This is a genomic window from Pantoea eucrina (assembly GCF_002095385.1).
Lineage (GTDB): Bacteria > Pseudomonadota > Gammaproteobacteria > Enterobacterales > Enterobacteriaceae > Pantoea > Pantoea eucrina.
In genome coordinates this window covers 1-3,152 of sequence record NZ_MIPP01000083.1, presented here as the reverse complement: position 1 = coordinate 3,152, position 3,152 = coordinate 1, and the positions used below count along the sequence as shown (strand labels likewise).

Annotated in this window: 2 rRNA genes; both read right to left on the bottom strand. The window is 55.5% G+C overall.

The window, feature by feature from the left end:
* Window positions 1-5: 5 nt before the first annotated feature.
* A 5S ribosomal RNA gene (gene rrf, locus HA43_RS18405) occupies window positions 6-121 on the bottom strand.
* Window positions 122-185: 64 nt separating this feature from the next.
* Window positions 186-3,091: ribosomal RNA gene (locus HA43_RS18400) — 23S ribosomal RNA — on the bottom strand.
* Window positions 3,092-3,152: the final 61 nt, after the last annotated feature.

Here is a 3,152-nt window from a genome sequence, read left to right as displayed (position 1 = left end):
TGGATGCCTGGCAGTTCCCTACTCTCGCATGGGGAGGCCCCACACTACCATCGGCGCTACGGCGTTTCACTTCTGAGTTCGGCATGGGGTCAGGTGGGACCGCCGCGCTGTGGCCGCCAGGCAAATTCTGTTAATCCGGTAAAACAAGCTGAAAATCGGGTCCCGCAAAACGCCTCTGGCGTTGTAAGGTTAAGCCTCACGGGTCATTAGTACCGGTTAGCTCAACGCATCGCTGCGCTTACACACCCGGCCTATCAACGTCGTCGTCTTCAACGTCCCTTCAGGGCTCTCGAGGAGCCAGGGAGAACTCATCTCGGGGCAAGTTTCGTGCTTAGATGCTTTCAGCACTTATCTTTTCCGCACTTAGCTACCGGGCAGTGCCACTGGCGTGACAACCCGAACACCAGCGGTGCGTTCACTCCGGTCCTCTCGTACTAGGAGCAACCCCCCTCAATTCTCCAGCGCCCACGGCAGATAGGGACCGAACTGTCTCACGACGTTCTAAACCCAGCTCGCGTACCACTTTAAACGGCGAACAGCCGTACCCTTGGGACCTACTTCAGCCCCAGGATGTGATGAGCCGACATCGAGGTGCCAAACACCGCCGTCGATATGAACTCTTGGGCGGTATCAGCCTGTTATCCCCGGAGTACCTTTTATCCGTTGAGCGATGGCCCTTCCATTCAGAACCACCGGATCACTATGACCTGCTTTCGCACCTGCTCGAGCCGTCACTCTCGCAGTCAAGCTGGCTTATGCCATTGCACTAACCTCCTGATGTCCGACCAGGATTAGCCAACCTTCGTGCTCCTCCGTTACGCTTTGGGAGGAGACCGCCCCAGTCAAACTACCCACCAGACACTGTCCGCAGCCCGGATAACGGGCCCACGTTAGAACATCAAACGTTAAAGGGTGGTATTTCAAGGATGGCTCCACGCGGACTGGCGTCCGCGCTTCAAAGCCTCCCACCTATCCTACACATCAAGGCTCAATGTTCAGTGTCAAGCTGTAGTAAAGGTTCACGGGGTCTTTCCGTCTTGCCGCGGGTACACTGCATCTTCACAGCGATTTCAATTTCACTGAGTCTCGGGTGGAGACAGCCTGGCCATCATTACGCCATTCGTGCAGGTCGGAACTTACCCGACAAGGAATTTCGCTACCTTAGGACCGTTATAGTTACGGCCGCCGTTTACCGGGGCTTCGATCAAGAGCTTCTCCTTGCGGATAACCCCATCAATTAACCTTCCGGCACCGGGCAGGCGTCACACCGTATACGTCCACTTTCGTGTTTGCACAGTGCTGTGTTTTTAATAAACAGTTGCAGCCAGCTGGTATCTTCGACTGGCCTCGGCTCGGGGAGCAAGTCCCTCCACCTACGCGCCAGCGTGCCTTCTCCCGAAGTTACGGCACCATTTTGCCTAGTTCCTTCACCCGAGTTCTCTCAAGCGCCTTGGTATTCTCTACCTGACCACCTGTGTCGGTTTGGGGTACGATTTCGTGTTGCCTGGAGCTTAGAGGCTTTTCCTGGAAGCAGGGCATCAGTTACTTCAGCTCCGTAGAGCCTCGTCGTCACGCCTCAGTGTTAAAGAAGACCGGATTTGCCTGGTCTTCACACCTGCACGCTTAAACCGGGACAACCGTCGCCCGGATAACCTAGCCTTCTCCGTCCCCCCTTCGCAGCAACACCAAGTGCAGGAATATTAACCTGCTTCCCATCGACTACGCCTTTCGGCCTCGCCTTAGGGGTCGACTCACCCTGCCCCGATTAACGTTGGACAGGAACCCTTGGTCTTCCGGCGAGCGGGCTTTTCACCCGCTTTATCGTTACTTATGTCAGCATTCGCACTTCTGATACCTCCAGCATGCCTCACAGCACGCCTTCTGCGGCTTACAGAACGCTCCCCTACCCAGCAAACTCGCGTTCGCTGCCGCAGCTTCGGTGCATGGTTTAGCCCCGTTACATCTTCCGCGCAGGCCGACTCGACCAGTGAGCTATTACGCTTTCTTTAAATGATGGCTGCTTCTAAGCCAACATCCTGGCTGTCTGTGCCTTCCCACATCGTTTCCCACTTAACCATGACTTTGGGACCTTAGCTGGCGGTCTGGGTTGTTTCCCTCTTCACGACGGACGTTAGCACCCGCCGTGTGTCTCCCGTGATAACATTCTCCGGTATTCGCAGTTTGCATCGGGTTGGTAAGCCGGGATGGCCCCCTAGCCGAAACAGTGCTCTACCCCCGGAGATGAGTTCACGAGGCGCTACCTAAATAGCTTTCGGGGAGAACCAGCTATCTCCCGGTTTGATTGGCCTTTCACCCCCAGCCACAGGTCATCCGCTAATTTTTCAACATTAGTCGGTTCGGTCCTCCAGTTAGTGTTACCCAACCTTCAACCTGCCCATGGCTAGATCACCGGGTTTCGGGTCTATACCCTGCAACTTAGCGCCCGGTTAAGACTCGGTTTCCCTTCGGCTCCCCTATGCGGTTAACCTTGCTACAGAATATAAGTCGCTGACCCATTATACAAAAGGTACGCAGTCACCCCCATAAAGAAGGCTCCCACTGCTTGTACGTACACGGTTTCAGGTTCTGTTTCACTCCCCTCGCCGGGGTTCTTTTCGCCTTTCCCTCACGGTACTGGTTCACTATCGGTCAGTCAGGAGTATTTAGCCTTGGAGGATGGTCCCCCCATATTCAGACAGGATACCACGTGTCCCGCCCTACTCTTCGAGCTCACAGCAAGTGCGTTTTCGTGTACGGGGCTGTCACCCGGTATCGCGCGCCTTTCCAGACGCTTCCACTAACGCACAAGCTGATTCAGGCTCTGGGCTGCTCCCCGTTCGCTCGCCGCTACTGGGGGAATCTCGGTTGATTTCTTTTCCTCGGGGTACTTAGATGTTTCAGTTCCCCCGGTTCGCCTCGCAGCACTATGTATTCATGCTGCGATGATGCACTGGGTGCACCGGGTTTCCCCATTCGGACATCGCCGGCTGTAGCGGTTCATATCACCTTGCCGGCGCTTTTCGCAGATTAGCACGTCCTTCATCGCCTCTGACTGCCAGGGCATCCACCGTGTACGCTTGGTCGCTTAACCTCACAACCCACAGGCGTTTTGAACGCTGTGAATCGCGATAATCTTGAGACCCGGCCGCATC